The organism is Pseudophaeobacter sp. 1A16562, from assembly GCF_041008785.1.
Lineage (GTDB): Bacteria > Pseudomonadota > Alphaproteobacteria > Rhodobacterales > Rhodobacteraceae > Phycobacter > Phycobacter gallaeciensis_A.
On record NZ_JAXGFT010000005.1, the window covers coordinates 137,475 to 150,511 of the forward strand.

Sequence of the window (13,037 nt, forward strand, 5' to 3'; positions counted from 1 at the left end):
CTGATATGACCGATGAAAAACCCGGCCCCATTGGACCGGGTTTTCTGTTCGCGTGGATCCGGAAGGGGGATCAGCCTTCCAGTTCGGCCTCGATCAGCGCCTTGAAGGACTCATAGGACTGGTTCTCGATCTTCTTGCCGTTCAGCACGAAGGACGGCGTCGCGGTCACGTCATGCTCTTCGGCATTTTCCTGATACCAGGTCACCAGGGTCTGCGCCTTGGTGCCATCCTGCAGGCAGGCTTCCAGCTGATCGTTTTCAAGCCCGGCGAGGCGGCCGATCTTGCGCAGCGCGTCGACGATCTCGGTGGCGCCACCGGCACGGGCCCAGTCGGACTGCTCCTTGAAGATCAGATCGGTCATGCCAAAGAATTTCTCGGGACCGGCGCAGCGCGCGATCATCGAAGCCCAGAGACCATAGCGGTCAAAGTAGACCTCGCGGTAGATGAACTTCACCTTGCCGGTGTCGATATATTCCTCTTTCAGCTTCTTGTAGGGGCCCGTGTGGAAGTTGGCACAATGCGGGCAGGTGTAGGAAGCGTATTCGATCAGGGTCACCGGCGCGTCCTCGGCGCCCTGCACCATTTCGGTGATGGTCGAGGTATCGACCTCCGCGTCCTGGGCATAGGCGGCCCCGATCAGCGGGTTTTCGGGCAGCCGGTTTTGGCCACTCAGCCCAGAGATGGCATAGGCGCCGGCAGCGACAGCCACCACGGCAAAGACACCAGACATAAGACGGGTCATTCATACCCCTTTCGAATTGTTTTCTGTTTTGTCAGAACGTTGCGCCCCAGCCGTTCCAGCGCGGCGCGCAACTCTTCGTTTCCCACCCCTTCGGCCGCCGCGGCGGCCTCGGATACGGCCTGTGGATCAGGCTTCAGCGGGGTGTTTTCCTTGGGTGCGTATTTGAACGAGACCTGACCGTCGGAAAACCCGATCGGCGCGGTCTGGGTGATCAGCACCTTGGAAATCGCATTGTAGCCATAGACCGCGTTCACCTTTTCGCGCAGCCGTTCCTTCTGCATCTCAAGCATCGGCGCATTGGCCCCGGTGGTCAGCACCGTCAGCGTTGCTCCGAAAGAACTGCGCCCATAGCCGACCTTGACCGGCCGGGCCATTGCCGCCAGATCGGCCCCGACGATCTCTTCCCAATGGGTCAACAGGCGCGACACCGCAAAGCCCCGACTTTCGCCAGCCTTGCGGATCTGGTCGTTCAAAAGCTTGGAAGTCCGTGCGAACCCGCGTGTGCTGCTGCGCCTGAATGCCATAACTGTGGTTTTGCGTGACTGACCGCCCTATTGTAAAGGGTCCGTTTGCAGGGGCCAGAAAAAGGCAGGAACCGGGAGTAAACTATGCGTGATCTGAATGCGGATCCAGGGGGGCTCAGCCGCGATATCCTGAACTGGTACGACCGGCAGGCGCGGGACATGCCCTGGCGCACCGGCCCGGCAGACCGCGCCGCCGGGGTGCGGCCCGACCCCTATCGTGTCTGGCTGAGCGAGGTGATGCTGCAGCAGACCACCGTGGCCGCCGTGACCGACTATTTCCAGCGCTTCACCGCCCGCTGGCCCCGGGTCGAGGACCTTGCCGCGGCCGAGGATGCCGACGTAATGGCGGAATGGGCGGGCCTTGGCTACTACGCCCGCGCCCGCAACCTGCTGAAATGCGCCCGGGTGGTGGCGCAGGAGCTGGATGGCACCTTTCCCGACAGCTACGAGGCGCTGCTGAAACTGCCGGGGATCGGCCCCTATACGGCGGCGGCAATCGCCTCGATCGCATTCGACCGCCCCGAAACCGTTCTGGATGGCAATGTGGAGCGGGTGATGGCGCGGCTGCATGATATTCACGAGCCGCTGCCGGGATCAAAGCCGCTGCTGAAGGACCGCGCCGCCGAGCTGACCCCTGAGGTCCGTCCCGGCTGCTATGCGCAGGCGGTGATGGACCTGGGCGCCACCATCTGCACCCCGAAATCGCCCGCCTGCGGCATCTGCCCCTGGCGGGAGCCCTGCGCTGCGCGAATCGCAGGCACCGCGCCTGAATTGCCGAAGAAGACCCCAAAGAAAGCCAAGCCCACCCGCTACGGCATCGTCTATCTGGCCCGCAGCAGCGCCGGGGACTGGCTGCTGGAGCGGCGACCGGACAAGGGGCTTTTGGGCGGGATGCTGGGCTGGCCCGGCCCGGAATGGGGCGAGTCGCCCCAGCCTGCGCCGCCGTTTGACGCGGATTGGCAGGATCTCGGCGCCGAGGTGCGCCATACCTTCACCCATTTCCACCTGATCCTGCGGGTGATGGTGGCGGAGCTGCCTGAGGGGTTTGCACCCGCCGAGCAACAAGAGATCATCACCCGACACGCCTTCCGCCCCTCGGACCTGCCGACAGTGATGCGCAAGGCCTTTGACCTGTGGCGTGGCGGGCAGACCGGCGGCGACTGAGGCCATTCGACCTCTTGGGTTTGCGCCCTGCCCGGCTTAGGGTTTTCCCAACGCGCCATACTTTGGGAGTGCTGACGATGATCGCCGCCAAGATCGCACCGGAAACCCTGAGCCGCTGGCAATCGGCCCTGCCGTTCTGGCTGTCCTTCCTGCTGGTGCCGCTCTTGTGGTTTTCCGCCATCATGGGGGGCTGGTGGGTGCTTCTGACGCCGCTGGTGACATGGTATCTCTTTGCGGCGCTGGATGGGGTTTTCGGCCTCAACCTCGACAATGCCGACCCGATGACGCCCGAAGAGGATCTGCGCTGGTACAGCCTGCTGACCATCGCCTGGGTGCCGATCCAGTTCCTGACGCTGTTTGGCCTGATCTTCTACGTGGCAGGCAGTGAAACGCTGAACGGTCTGGAAAAATTCGGCATCTTCTTTGGCATGGGCGTGGTCAGCGGCACCGTGGGTATCAACTACAGTCACGAACTGATGCACCAGCGCAGCAGGGCGGAACGCTGGCTGGCCGATATCCTGCTGGCGATGGTACTCTACTCGCATTTCCGCTCCGAACACCTGCTGGTGCATCACCGCTATGTCGGCACGCCACGCGATCCTGTCACCGCGCGCTACAACGAAGGCTTCCATCGCTTTTATCCGCGGGTGCTGCGGCAATGCTGGCAATCCGCCTTCCGCGCCGAAAAGGAAAAACTGGCCAAGAAAGACCGCCCCTGGAGCGATCCGGCCAATCCGTTCTTCCGCTACTGGGCGCTACAGGCGGCCATGCTGGTGCTGGCGGTTCTGCTGGGCGGGTTTGGCGGATTGGTGCTGTTTTTGGTGCAGGCGGGCGTCGCCATCTGGCAGCTGGAGCTCGTCAACTACGTCGAACACTACGGGCTGACCCGCAAACATCTGGGGGACGGAAAATACGAACCGGTGCGCCCCTGCCATTCCTGGAACGCGGCGCATAAGGCGTCAAACTGGCTGCTGATCAATCTGCAACGCCATTCCGATCACCACTATAAACCCGACCGGCGCTTCCCGCTGCTCCAGAACTATACCGAAGCAGACGCGCCGCAGCTGCCCTATGGCTACCCGGTGATGACCGTGGCAGCGATGATGCCGCCCCTGTGGCGCCGGGTGATGAACCCGCGCGTGCGCCACTGGCGCCAGATGTATTATCCGGAAATCACCGACTGGACGGCCTACAACAAGGCGCGCAACCCGATGCCCCGCTGACGAGGCTGCTGTGGCCGGGGCCACATAGACCCCGGTGCACGCGGCTCAGGAGGCGCGGCTGTAGCGGGCGCCTTCGGGTTTATGAGCATCGAAATGGCTTGCGATCAGCCTGGTCAGGGCGCGCCCTTCGGGGCGGATCTCCAGCGCCTTGCCGTCGAGTGTCACCAGCTCTCCGAACCGGGCCTGAACGGCGATCAGATCGGGATCGATACTGCGCGACAGATCACCGAATTCCCGTTCCAGCGCCGCGCGGTCGAGACGGAAATCACACATGATCATCTCGATGGCGCGACCACGCAGGTGGTCCTCTTCGCTCATCTCATGGCCCCGCGCCCCGGCGAGCTGCCCCTTTTCGATCCGCTCCACATAGGCAGGGGTCGCAGCGGCGTTCTGCACGTATCCCCCGGCAAAACGCGAAATCGAAGAGGCACCCAACCCGATCAGCGTCGGACACCGGTCATCGGTATAGCCTTGGAAATTGCGCCGCAGGTGGCCGCTTTTGGCCGCCTTGGCCAAACCGTCCTCGGGCAGGGCAAAATGGTCGATACCAATCGTTTCATAACCAGCGGCGCGGAACTGATCCGCAGCTGCGCAGGCCAGATCATAGCGTTCGGCGTCTCCCGGCAGGGCGGATTCGTCGATCAGCTCCTGACGTTTGGCCATCCAGGGCACATGGGCATAGCCGAACAGCGCGATCCGGTCCGGTGCAAGGCTCAGCACCTTTTCAACCGTATCCTTCAGTCGCGCGGCGTCCTGATGTGGCAGGCCGTAGACCAGATCGGCATTGAGCGAGGTGATCCCCGCCTCCCGCAGATCCTCGACACAGGCGCGCGTCACCTCATAGGGCTGTTCCCGGCCGATGGCGGCCTGCACCTCGGGATTGAAATCCTGAATACCGATACTGGCCCGGTTCATGCCTTCTTCGGCCAGCGCCGCGATCTTGTCCCGGTCCACCAGCGTCGGGTCGATCTCGACCGAGAACTCCCAGTCCGGCGTCGGCGGGAAGACCGCCTTGACCGCCTGGGCCAGCCTGTGGATCAGCGCTGGCGGCAGGATGGTCGGCGTGCCACCGCCCCAGTGCAACCGCCCCATCTGCAGCCCCGCGGGCAGATGCGGCGCGAGCAGCTTCAGCTCGGCCTCCAGCGTTTCGACATAGCTTTCCACCGGCTCGGGCCGACGGGTGCCCTGGGTCCGGCAAGCGCAGAACCAGCACAGCCGCTCGCAGAACGGGATATGCAGATACACCGAAACCGGAACCGCCGGATCAAGCGCATCAAGATGCCCGACCTGTTCTGCCGCACCCACGGCGGAAGAAAAGACCGGAGCGGTCGGGTAGGAGGTGTAGCGGGGCACCCGGCTGTCGAACAGGCCAAGGGCGGCAAGGCGGTCAATCTGTGTCATACCGCCTTTTTGCCGCTCAGGCGCGCGCTGACTTTGCGCAGGATCAAATTGCACGGGAAAAATCACCCACCCGGTCGGCTATTGCAACGGTCCAGCCAGAAAGGCGCCATCAACCGCCTGAATTCGCGGGACATCGGCAGCAGTCATCCCCGCACAAAAATTTTGTGACATTGGGCGCATTTTGAGTTTGACGCCCCGCGCGACTCTGCTTATACGGCCCCTCACCAACCCGTGCCCAGATGGCGGAATTGGTAGACGCGCTAGCTTCAGGTGCTAGTGTCCGTATGGACGTGGAGGTTCGAGTCCTCTTCTGGGCACCATATCACTCTCCTGAAATTGTTGTAGAATCTTGGCCCCGAGCGCCTCTGATCTGTCGCTGTCCGTGATCGGTCCGTGCGGGGCTGCGGGACGGGTTTTCCTGTGCTAGGCATCCATCACGATACCGCAGCCCAGCCCGTGACCATCAGGAGCGCCCGAGATGACCGATACCCTGTTTACCCTGCCCGAAACCGCTACGATCCCGGTTCTGGGAGAGGACCGCACCTATCCCATCGGGCGTATCTTCTGCGTCGGGCGCAACTACACCGCACATGCTGCCGAGATGGGCAACGAGGTCGACCGCGAAGCGCCCTTTTACTTCACCAAATCCGCAGCCAATGCGATTCTGACCGGCGCTACCGTGCCCTACCCGCTTGGCACCTCTGATTTCCACCACGAGATGGAGCTGGCCGTGGCCATCGGCGCGCCGCTGTTCCGCGCCACACCGGAAGAGGCCCGCACAGCGGTTTATGGCTATGGCAGCGCGCTGGACATGACGCGCCGGGATCTGCAGGGGCAGGCGAAGGACAAACGGCGCCCCTGGGATCTGGGCAAGGATCTGGAGCAAGGCACGGTTTTCGCCCCCCTGACCCGCAGCGCTGACTGGGACGGCCCAGCGAGCAAGCGGATCTGGCTTAGCGTCGACGGTGAAATACGTCAGGATGCCAGCCTGGATGAGATGATCTGGTCGGTCGAGGACATTCTCTGTCACCTATCCCGCTACTATCACCTGCGGCCGGGCGATCTGATCCTCACCGGCACCCCGGCAGGAGTGGGAGCGGTAACAGCCGGACAGTCGATGACTGGCGGAATCGACGGGTTGAGTCAGGTCGAACTGACCCTCAGCGCCGCTGAATAAGATCAAAGGGCCATAGAGCCGCCCCGAAGGTTCGAAACCGTCAAGAATATGTGCGCTGGGTCCATTCCTGATCCCGGCGCCTTGGCCCTATCAATTACAGGGCTGTGCGCAAAGCGTACCACAGTCCTGCGCAGCGATAGGGAGGGTTGCGACCGCAGAGGCAAGGCAGCGATCCGCCGAAATGTCTTTTTTCATGGCTCCTGCGCCAATCAGTGATTGATCTTCACGAAATGAAATGCTGGAATGTATCCGGTATGGCTCAGATATGGAAATCTTGTAACATTTTCTAAACGAGTCTGAGCGCTGATTTGGGACCAGCCAATTCATGAGTGAAAAATGCATGATCTGCTGTTGATGGTTACAAATGCACCAAATAGCAGGAGGTCAGCGAAGTTTGTTTTGTGATCCGCAGGGGTGTGGAGGGGACCAAAACAGAAAGAAAATAGGCAATATATTGCAATAATGTTAGTTGCCTGCATTATGTTGCTTGGAAGTAGGGTCAAAGGGAGGAATCACATGACCACTCGCAGAAAGATTCTTGGCGCAGCAGGCGCGGCGGCCATTGCCGCAGTATGCGCCACATCCGCCTTCGCGCAGGAGGTAACGCTGAAGCTGCACCAATTCCTGCCGGCGCAGGCAAATGTGCCGAAACTGGTTCTGGATGTCTGGGCCGACAACGTTGAGGCCTCCTCGAATGGCCGTATCAAGATCGACCGCTATCCCTCCATGCAGCTGGGCGGCAAGCCGCCGGAACTGATGGACCAGGCCATCGACGGCGTTGCCGACATCGTCTGGACCGTGGTCGGCTACACGCCGGGCCGCTTCCCGTCGACCGAAGTCTTCGAACTGCCCTTCATGATGACCAACGCGCGTGCCACCTCGCACGCTTATTGGGAAATGTTCGAGCGCCACATGAAGGACACCGAGTTCAAGGACGTCCACATCCTGGGCACCTGGGTGCACGGCCCCGGCATGATCCACACCACGGATCCGGTTGAAACCCCCGCCGACCTGCAGGGCATGAAGATCCGTGGCGGTTCCCGCTCGGTCAACGCGCTGCTGACCGAACTGGGCGCAACCCCCGTCGGCATGCCGGTTCCCGCGATCCCCGAAGGCCTGTCCAAAGGCGTGATCGACGGCACCACCATCCCGTGGGAAGTCACCACCGCACTGAAAGTTCCGGAACTGGTCGAAAACCACACCGAGTTCACCGGCAAGGCGCTTTATACCCTGACCTTCGTTCTGGCGATGAACAAGGACAAGTATGAAAGCCTGCCCGATGATCTGAAAAAGGCCATCGACGACAACTCCGGTCTGGAGTTCTCCGTCTTCGCCGGCGGCACCCAAGCAGATTCCGACGGCCCGGCCCGCGAATTTGCGCTGGACAACGGCAACAACGTCATCACCCTCAGCCAGGAACAGACCGACGAGTGGCGCGCGCTGGCTCAGCCGATCTACAACAAATGGCTGGCCGACATGACTGAAAAAGGCATCGACGGTCAGGCCCTGCTGGAAGAAGCAACCTACCTGATCGAAAAATACACACCGCAATACGTGAAGTAAGCGGTAGCATAGTCAAAGGGCCGCAGCGCACCCGTGCCGCGGCCCTTTGCGTACTCAGAAAAGGGTAAACACCATGCAAAAGCTCATGATGGGGTTGGCCAGGAAGATGGCCATATTGGGCGGTATGGTCCTCGTTCTCCTGATCATCCTGACCTGCCTTTCGATCATCGGCCGCCTACTGAACGGCGTGCTGCACGGAAGCCTCATGCAAGGGCTCGCTCCTGCGCTGTCAGACTGGCTGATCAACTACATCGGACCAATCAACGGGGACTTCGAACTGGTAGAGGCCGGCGTGGCATTCGCCATCTTCGCGTTTATCCCACTGTGCCAGATCACATCGGGCCATGCCTCGGTCGACGTGGTGGCAAACGCCTTTCCCGTCAAGGTGAACCGGTTCCTGCGCATGGTGGTCGCGATCCTATTCGCGGGGGTTCTCGCCCTGATCACAGAACGGCTCGGCGCCGGCATGGTCGGCAAGTACTACAATGGCGAGACGTCGTTCCTGCTCGAGTTTCCTACCTGGTGGGCCTATGCCGCCAGCCTCTTCGCCTCCAGCATGGCTGCTGTGGTGGCGATCTATGTCGCGATCGTGCGTACAACCGAATTTATGACCGGCCGCATTGAGCTGTGGGACGGTGTGGAGGGTGAGCAGTGACAGCTCTTGAAATCGGAATATCCTCATTCCCCATCCTGATGATCCTGATCTTCCTTCGGGTTCCCATCGGGCTTTCGATGTTCCTGGTGGGCCTGGTCGGGTTGATCCTGGTCACCGACGGAACCCAGGTTGCCTTTGGTCGCCTGAAAAGCGAGACCTACTCGACCTTTTCCTCTTATTCTCTGACCATCGTGCCGATGTTCCTGCTGATGGGCCATTTCGCGACGCTGGGCGGCATGTCATCCGCCTTGTTCAAGGCGGCCGCGAGTTTCCTGGGCCACAGGAAAGGCGGCGTCGCCATGGCATCGATCGGGGCCTGCGCCGGCTTTGGTGCCATCTGCGGCTCCTCGCTGGCCACGGCGGCAACCATGGGCCGCGTCGCCCTACCCGAGCTGAAGGAATACGGCTATGCCGGTGGCTTCTCGACCGCAACACTGGCGGCGGGCGGCACCCTCGGCATCCTGATCCCGCCTTCGGTGGTGCTGGTGATCTACGCCATCCTGACCGAACAGAATATCGCCAAGCTGTTCCTTGCAGCCTTCATCCCTGGCCTGCTGGCGGCTCTTGGGTATGTCATCGCGATTTCGATCTACGTGCGCATGTACCCCAAAAGCGCGGGCACCCGCCCCTCGGTTCCCTGGGCGGAACGGATGGAAAACCTGGTCAAGGTCTGGCCGGTTCTGCTGGTCTTTGGCCTAGTGGTCGGCGGCATCTACGCCGGTTGGTTCACCCCGACCGAAGGTGCAGCCGTGGGTGCATTCGGCACCGGGTTCATCGCCTGGCTGAATGGCGGTCTGAACCGTGAAACCATGGTCGACAGCTTCATCGTTACCGCCCGCTCTACCGCGATGATCTTCTTCATCGTGCTGGGCGCCGGTTTCTACAACGGCTTCCTCGCCCTCACCAAGGTACCACAGGAACTGGCGGATTTCGTCGTCAGCCAGGGGCTGAGTCCATGGATGGTTCTGGCGCTGATCCTGGCCTTCTATCTGGTCTTTGGGTGCCTGATGGACAGCCTGTCGATGATTCTGCTGACCATTCCGATCTTCTTCCCGGTGATCTCGGTGATGGACTTCGGTCTGCTGTCCTTGCCCGCGATGCAGGCGGATGCAGCGATGGAGGTGCTGCGCAACGGGGTGCCGGATGGCATGGGGGCTGAAATGCTGGCCTCGATACAGGAAGCCATCGCCAACGGCATGGAACTGACCCGGGAGCAGATGAAGGAACTGGGCATCCGCGTCACCGAAGGCCGCGTCAACCGGATCGAATCGGAATACGTCGCCATCTGGTTCGGCATTCTGGTTCTGATCGTGGTCGAGGTTGGCCTGATTACCCCGCCGGTGGGCATGAACCTGTTCATTATCAACGCGATGGACCGGACCACCCGCATGGTCGACACCTACAAGGCTGTGATGTTCTTTGTGGCATCCGACATCATCCGGGTGATTATCCTGGTCGCCTTCCCGATCATCACGCTGCTGCCGCTGATGCTGCTGCACTGACCATCGGGTCCGACGACCCCTGCAATTTATCCCCCCGTTTAGACCTCTGGCGGGGGGATTTTTTGTCTGCGAGCCACCAGACCGGCCCGCCGTGCGCCTGCATCAGCGGAAATATGTGCAAAATAGTGCAGTTTATTGCAGCGATATGTTGCATTATTTTGCGACCAGTGCATTAATCCGTCCCAGATCAAGACTGCGCCGCCGGGGAGGGCCGCGCAGGCCGCCGGAGCGCCCCGCGCCTTCCGCGGCACATCAGGGAGGAGCGAGGATGACACCCAGCGGCAATGCGGCAGGATATTTTGTGGATCGCCACCGGAGCGACCGCCCGGACAAGGTGGCCTTCCGGGAGGCCGCCGGCGCGCAGCGGCAGCTTACCTATGGCGATCTGGCCGAAAGCTCGGACCGGATGGCAGGCGCCCTGCGCCGGGCGGGCATAGCCCGCGAATCCCGCGCCGCCATGCTGGTGCTGGATCAGATCGAATTCCCACAGATCTTCTGGGGCGCGCTCAAGGCCGGTGTCGTGCCGGTGCCGCTCAACACCCTGCTGTCCACCTCGGTTTACGAGGTCATCCTGAAAGACAGCCGCGCCACCATTCTGTTTGTCAGCGCCGCCTTGTGGCCAGTGGTGGAACCTGCCGTCGCCGCCTGCCCGGATCTGCAGCGCGTCGTGGTGATCGGCGGCGAGACACCGGAGGGCAGCGACAGTTTCGAGGATTTCCTCGCCGGGGCAGAGCCGATGGAGGCCGTGACCTGCTGCCCTGATGAAACCGCCTTCTGGCTCTATTCCTCTGGCTCCACCGGGCAGCCCAAGGGCGTGCGCCACGTGCATGGGGCGCTGGCTGCCACCGCCGAAACCTATGGCGCGCAGGTGCTTCAGGTGGCCGAGGACGATGTAATCTTCTCGGCGGCAAAACTGTTCTTCGCCTATGGGCTGGGCAATGGCATGACCTTCCCCCTGTCGGCGGGCGCCACCACCATCCTGTTCGATGGCCGTCCGACACCGGACTCGGTGCTGTCGATCCTCGATTCAGAAAAGCCAACCCTCTATTGCGGCGTGCCGACGCTTTATGCGGCCACGGTCGCGGCGCTGGAAACCGCCGAGAAACCTGACGCGCCCCTGCGCCGCTGCATTTCCGCAGGTGAGGCCCTGCCCGAAGAGGTCGGCCGCAAATGGGAAGACATATGGGGCGTCGAAATCCTCGATGGTGTCGGCTCGACCGAGATGCTGCATATCTTCCTGTCGAATGCGCCGGGCGATGTGGTCTATGGCACCTCAGGCGTGGCGGTGCCGGGGTACGAACTGCGGCTGGTGGACGAGAACGATGAGGAGGTGCCCGCAGGCGGCATCGGCGAACTTCTGGTGCGCGGTGCCTCGGCCGCCGAAGGATACTGGAACCAGCGAGGCAAGAGCCGCAGCACTTTCGAAGGCGAATGGACCCGCACCGGCGACAAATACGAACGTGGCGAGGACGGGCGTTTCATCTACTGTGGCCGTACCGATGATATGTTCAAGGTCTCCGGAATCTGGCTGTCTCCGTTTGAGCTGGAACAGGCGCTGGTCGCCCATCCCGCCGTGCTGGAAGCTGCCGTTGTGCCCGCCCGCGACGAAGAGGGCCTGGAAAAACCCAAGGCCCATATCGTGCTGAAGGACGGGACCGGGAACGACGCCCTGACCGCCGATCTCAAGGCGTTTGTGAAGGAAAAGGTCGGCAAGTGGAAATATCCGCGCTGGATCGTCTATGCCGACGACCTGCCCAAGACGGCAACCGGCAAGATCCAGCGCTTCAAATTGCGGGAGGATGCATGATGGCGTTTGAATGGGGCGGAACCGGCACGGTCACGGCAGGCGGTGCCAATCTGGAATATGCCTGCCATGGGCCTGCGCCGGATCAGGCGCCGACCCTAGTGCTGCTGCACGAAGGGCTGGGCTGCGTGGCGCTGTGGCGCGATTTCCCCGAAAAACTGGCTGCGGCCACCGGTTGGGGTGTCTTTGTCTATTCCCGTCAGGGCTATGGCCAGTCCGATCCGGTGACCCTGCCCCGGCCGCTCGATTTCATGACCCGCGAAGCCAAGGACGTGCTGCCCGCGCTGCTGGATACCATCGGTCTGGAGCATGGCGTGCTGATGGGCCACAGCGACGGCGCCACTATCGCGGCGATTTATGGCGGCAGCGTGTTGGATCACCGGGTGCGCGGGCTGATCCTGATGGCCCCGCATTTCTTCACCGAACCGGGCGGGCTTGCGGAAATCGCCAAGGCGAAAGAGGCCTATGACAGCGGCGATCTGAAGGAAAAGCTGGCGAAATACCATAAGGACCCCGATGGCGCCTTCCGCGGCTGGAACGATGTCTGGCTCGACGAAGGCTTCCGTGACTGGGACGTGGCCGATGTGATCGACTATCTGCGGGTGCCGGTTCTGGCCATTCAGGGCCGCGAGGACCAATACGGCACCCTCGCCCAGGTCGAGGTGATCGAGGAACGCACCTATTGCCCCTGCGATATGCTGGTGCTGGAGGATTGTCGCCACAGCCCACAACAGGACCAGCCACAAAAGGTCATCGACGCGGTCGCCGAATTCACCAGCCGTCTGGCCCGGATCGAGGCCGCCGAGGTCGAAACCGCCTGACATGGCCCGTTTTCCGGATCCACCGCACGCCCATATCCCGGGCCAGACGCCCCGGCATCCGGAAGGCACCTTCGATGCGATCTGCAAGACAGCAAGACCGGAACAGCCCCTTGGGGCTGTTTTCGCGTCAGACGCCTGGCGTGCCGGATGTCAGTATTTCCGGACCGGTTATTTCTGGGAAGCACATGAGGTCTGGGAAGCGGTCTGGATGGCCCTGCCTGATCCCTCGGCCGAGCGACGACTAGTGCAGGGGATGATCCAGCTCGCGAATGCAGCGCTGAAGCAGAAGATGCAGCGCCCGCGCGCGGTGCAGCGGCTCTGCGATATCGCCGACGCGCAGATGACCGACCTGCCAGGGGCGCTGTGGATCACCGCAGACCTGCAGGAGGATCAGATTCGGGCGCAGCTGCTGGACCTTCGCCGCCAGACCGAGAACACCACAAAAAGTGCACTATAATGCA

At 62.0% G+C, this 13,037-nt stretch carries 12 protein-coding genes and 1 tRNA gene; 10 read left to right on the forward strand and 3 right to left on the reverse strand.

The annotated features are described in order from the left end of the window. Positions 1-70: 70 nt before the first annotated feature. Positions 71-742, reverse strand: coding sequence for a DsbA family protein (locus tag SM764_RS08940; RefSeq protein WP_369001563.1), 672 nt, complete (start codon positions 740-742; stop codon positions 71-73). After that, on the reverse strand, positions 739-1,266 hold the full coding sequence (locus SM764_RS08945; protein WP_369001564.1) for a DUF721 domain-containing protein: 528 nt from the start codon (positions 1,264-1,266) through the stop codon (positions 739-741). The genes SM764_RS08940 and SM764_RS08945 overlap by 4 nt, the downstream gene beginning before the upstream one ends. A gap of 84 nt (positions 1,267-1,350) precedes the next feature. On the opposite strand from SM764_RS08945, the gene mutY reads away from it, so the two are divergent. Then, positions 1,351-2,430, forward strand: a complete 1,080-nt coding sequence (gene mutY, locus SM764_RS08950) for an A/G-specific adenine glycosylase (RefSeq protein WP_369001565.1) — start codon at positions 1,351-1,353, stop codon at positions 2,428-2,430. Between the two features lie 77 nt (positions 2,431-2,507). Further along, on the forward strand, positions 2,508-3,653 hold the full coding sequence (locus SM764_RS08955) for an alkane 1-monooxygenase (RefSeq protein WP_369001566.1): 1,146 nt from the start codon (positions 2,508-2,510) through the stop codon (positions 3,651-3,653). A 45-nt stretch (positions 3,654-3,698) separates the two neighbouring features. Here SM764_RS08955 and hemN read toward each other — a convergent pair whose 3' ends face one another. Further along, positions 3,699-5,054 carry an oxygen-independent coproporphyrinogen III oxidase gene (gene hemN / locus SM764_RS08960; RefSeq protein WP_369001567.1) on the reverse strand — a complete coding sequence of 452 codons (1,356 nt, stop codon included), beginning with the start codon at positions 5,052-5,054 and terminating at the stop codon, positions 3,699-3,701. Between the two features lie 233 nt (positions 5,055-5,287). On the opposite strand from hemN, the gene SM764_RS08965 reads away from it, so the two are divergent. The 8 genes from SM764_RS08965 to SM764_RS09000 all read left to right on the forward strand — a co-directional run bounded on the left by SM764_RS08965 (position 5,288) and on the right by SM764_RS09000 (position 13,033). After that, positions 5,288-5,374: transfer RNA gene (locus SM764_RS08965), tRNA-Leu, on the forward strand. A 158-nt stretch (positions 5,375-5,532) separates the two neighbouring features. Further along, the gene (locus SM764_RS08970; protein ID WP_369001568.1) at positions 5,533-6,231 is read left to right on the forward strand and encodes a fumarylacetoacetate hydrolase family protein; all 699 of its coding nucleotides are present in this window, start codon (positions 5,533-5,535) and stop codon (positions 6,229-6,231) included. Positions 6,232-6,747: 516 nt separating this feature from the next. Further along, entirely contained in the window at positions 6,748-7,794 is a 1,047-nt protein-coding gene (locus tag SM764_RS08975) for a TRAP transporter substrate-binding protein (protein WP_065271885.1), read from the forward strand. A gap of 73 nt (positions 7,795-7,867) precedes the next feature. Then, the gene (locus SM764_RS08980) at positions 7,868-8,449 is read left to right on the forward strand and encodes a TRAP transporter small permease (protein WP_065271886.1); all 582 of its coding nucleotides are present in this window, start codon (positions 7,868-7,870) and stop codon (positions 8,447-8,449) included. Further along, the gene (locus tag SM764_RS08985) at positions 8,446-9,951 is read left to right on the forward strand and encodes a TRAP transporter large permease (protein ID WP_368998325.1); all 1,506 of its coding nucleotides are present in this window, start codon (positions 8,446-8,448) and stop codon (positions 9,949-9,951) included. The genes SM764_RS08980 and SM764_RS08985 overlap by 4 nt, the downstream gene beginning before the upstream one ends. 268 nt (positions 9,952-10,219) lie before the next feature. Next, the gene (locus SM764_RS08990) at positions 10,220-11,758 is read left to right on the forward strand and encodes a benzoate-CoA ligase family protein (protein ID WP_369001569.1); all 1,539 of its coding nucleotides are present in this window, start codon (positions 10,220-10,222) and stop codon (positions 11,756-11,758) included. After that, positions 11,755-12,576, forward strand: a complete 822-nt coding sequence (locus SM764_RS08995; protein WP_369001570.1) for an alpha/beta fold hydrolase — start codon at positions 11,755-11,757, stop codon at positions 12,574-12,576. The genes SM764_RS08990 and SM764_RS08995 overlap by 4 nt, the downstream gene beginning before the upstream one ends. Before the next feature lies 1 nt (position 12,577). Further along, positions 12,578-13,033: a DUF309 domain-containing protein gene (locus SM764_RS09000; RefSeq protein WP_369001571.1), complete on the forward strand. Its 456-nt coding sequence runs from the start codon at positions 12,578-12,580 to the stop codon at positions 13,031-13,033. Positions 13,034-13,037: the final 4 nt, after the last annotated feature.

What these genes read in the sequence shown, in the direction of transcription:
- SM764_RS08940 (WP_369001563.1), bottom strand. Translation starts at nt 742, where the DNA reads ATGACCCGTCTTATGTCTGGTGTCTTTGCCGTGGTGGCTGTCGCTGCC.
- SM764_RS08945 (WP_369001564.1), bottom strand. Translation starts at nt 1,266, where the DNA reads ATGGCATTCAGGCGCAGCAGCACACGCGGGTTCGCACGGACTTCCAAG.
- mutY (WP_369001565.1), top strand. Translation starts at nt 1,351, where the DNA reads ATGCGTGATCTGAATGCGGATCCAGGGGGGCTCAGCCGCGATATCCTG.
- SM764_RS08955 (WP_369001566.1), top strand. Translation starts at nt 2,508, where the DNA reads ATGATCGCCGCCAAGATCGCACCGGAAACCCTGAGCCGCTGGCAATCG.
- hemN (WP_369001567.1), bottom strand. Translation starts at nt 5,054, where the DNA reads ATGACACAGATTGACCGCCTTGCCGCCCTTGGCCTGTTCGACAGCCGG.
- SM764_RS08970 (WP_369001568.1), top strand. Translation starts at nt 5,533, where the DNA reads ATGACCGATACCCTGTTTACCCTGCCCGAAACCGCTACGATCCCGGTT.
- SM764_RS08975 (WP_065271885.1), top strand. Translation starts at nt 6,748, where the DNA reads ATGACCACTCGCAGAAAGATTCTTGGCGCAGCAGGCGCGGCGGCCATT.
- SM764_RS08980 (WP_065271886.1), top strand. Translation starts at nt 7,868, where the DNA reads ATGCAAAAGCTCATGATGGGGTTGGCCAGGAAGATGGCCATATTGGGC.
- SM764_RS08990 (WP_369001569.1), top strand. Translation starts at nt 10,220, where the DNA reads ATGACACCCAGCGGCAATGCGGCAGGATATTTTGTGGATCGCCACCGG.
- SM764_RS08995 (WP_369001570.1), top strand. Translation starts at nt 11,755, where the DNA reads ATGATGGCGTTTGAATGGGGCGGAACCGGCACGGTCACGGCAGGCGGT.
- SM764_RS09000 (WP_369001571.1), top strand. Translation starts at nt 12,578, where the DNA reads ATGGCCCGTTTTCCGGATCCACCGCACGCCCATATCCCGGGCCAGACG.